Source organism: Streptomyces cellostaticus, assembly GCF_001513965.1.
GTDB classification, from domain to species: Bacteria; Actinomycetota; Actinomycetes; order Streptomycetales; family Streptomycetaceae; genus Streptomyces; species Streptomyces cellostaticus.
In genome coordinates this window covers 3,076-4,938 of the sequence record NZ_KQ948102.1, presented here as the reverse complement: position 1 = coordinate 4,938, position 1,863 = coordinate 3,076, and the positions used below count along the sequence as shown (strand labels likewise).

General features: G+C 71.6%; 1 protein-coding gene. It reads left to right on the top strand.

The features are described from left to right. Positions 1 to 37 precede the first annotated feature (37 nt). The coding region (locus tag AQI88_RS48735) for a polyketide synthase dehydratase domain-containing protein (RefSeq protein WP_279616609.1) at positions 38 to 1,863 on the top strand (1,826 nt) is incomplete at its 3' end.

The following is a 1,863-nucleotide window of genomic DNA, read 5'->3' as shown; positions in this document are numbered from 1 at the left end:
GGTCCACGGCACGGTCCTGCTGCCCGGCACGGCGTTCGTGGACCTGGCGGTCCACGCCGGGGACCTGGCCGGGTGCGGCACGCTGGAGGAGTTGACGCTCCAGGAGCCGCTTGTCCTTCCCGGTTCCGGTGGCGTGCAGTTGCAGGTCCACGTTGGCGACAGTGATGGCGACAGTGGTCGGCGGACGGTGACGGTCTCCTCCCGTGAGCGGGAGGGCGAGTGGGTGCGGCACGCGGTCGGCGTGCTGGCCCCGGCCGATGGTGGGCCCGTTCCGGCTCCGCTGGCGGCTTGGCCTCCGGCCGGTGCGGAGTCGGTTCCGGTCGATGACGCCTACGAGAAGTTTGCCCAGCGCGGTTACGGCTATGGGCCGGCGTTCCAGGGCCTGCGTCAGGTCTGGCGGGCCGGGGACACCGTCTACGCCGAGGCCGACCTGCCCCAGGGCATTGACTCCGACGCGGCCGGGTTCGGTCTGCATCCCGCCCTGCTCGACGCCGCCCTGCACAGTCTCCTGGCCGCCGGCACCAGCAGTGGCGGTGGTGGGACAGGGCTGCCGTTCGCGTGGTCGGGGGTGCGGCTGCTGGCCGGCGGTGCCCGCCACTTGCGAGTGGTCTTGGCCCGCGGGTCGGGTGGGGTCTCGGTGACAGCGTTCGACGGTGTCGGTCAGCCGGTGTTGCAGGTGCGGTCGTTGGCGCTGCGTGAGGTTTCGGCCGGTCAGCTCAGCGGCTCTGGTCGGCAGGTGCGGCAGTCGCTGTTCACGGTGGACTGGGTCCCGCTGACGGCGCAGGCTTCGACTGCCGCAGTGGAGTGGGCGCGGCATGGTGAGTCGGTCGGGTCCGAGCTGGCGCCGGTGGTTGTTGCGGCAGTGCCGGTGGCTGCGCCCGGGACTTCGGCCCCGCAGGCGGCTCAGCTGGCTGCCGCGACGGTGCTGGGTTGGGTGCAGCAGTGGCTGGCCGATCCCGAGACCGACGGTTCGCGGTTGGTGATCTGGACCCAGGGTGTGGCTGCTGGGCAGGATCTGGCCGGCGCGGCGGTGGCGGGCCTGGTCCGCTCGGCGCAGTCCGAGCACCCGGGGCGTCTGCTGCTGGTCGATGTCGACCCGGCGGCCGGCTTGGACCCGGACCGTGACGCCGACGTGGACGCTGTCCTGTCTGTGGCACTGGATGCCGACGAGCCTGAGGTCCGCATCCGTCCCGCTACTGACGGCGGGGGAGTCGCGGCATTCGGTCGACGGCTGGCCCGCGCCAGTGAGTTGGCATTGCCCGGTGGTTCGGGTTGGCGGGTTGAGGTGGCCCAGCCGGGTGACCTGGGCAGTGCGGCTGTTGTCGACGCTCCCGAGGTGGGCGCCGAGTTGTCGGAGGGTCAGGTCCGGGTCGGTCTGCGTGCGGCGGGCGTGAACTTCCGCGACGTGGTGACCGGGCTGGGGATGGTCGCGGACAACCGAGGCCTTGGCGGGGAAGGCGCCGGGGTCGTCCTGGAGATTGGCCCCGGAGTGACCGGTCTGACGGTGGGTCAGCCGGTGATGGGTCTGGTGCCGGGCTGGGGGCCGGTCGGGATCGTGGACAGTCGGCTGCTTGCCCCGATCCCGCAGGGCTGGTCGTTCCAGCAGGCCGCAGCGGTGCCGGTAGGGTTCCTGACCGCGTTCTACGCGTTGCGGGATCTAGCCCAGGTGCGCCCCGGCCAGCGAGTCCTCATTCATGCCGGTACTGGTGGTGTGGGTACGGCTGCGGTGCAGTTGGCCAAGGCGTGGGGCTTGGAGGTCTTCGCCACTGCCAGTCCGGCCAAGCAGCTCGCGTTGCGAGCCATGGGCGTGGCTGACACCCACATCGCCTCGACCCGGGACCTGGCTTTCTGTGAGCGGTTCCT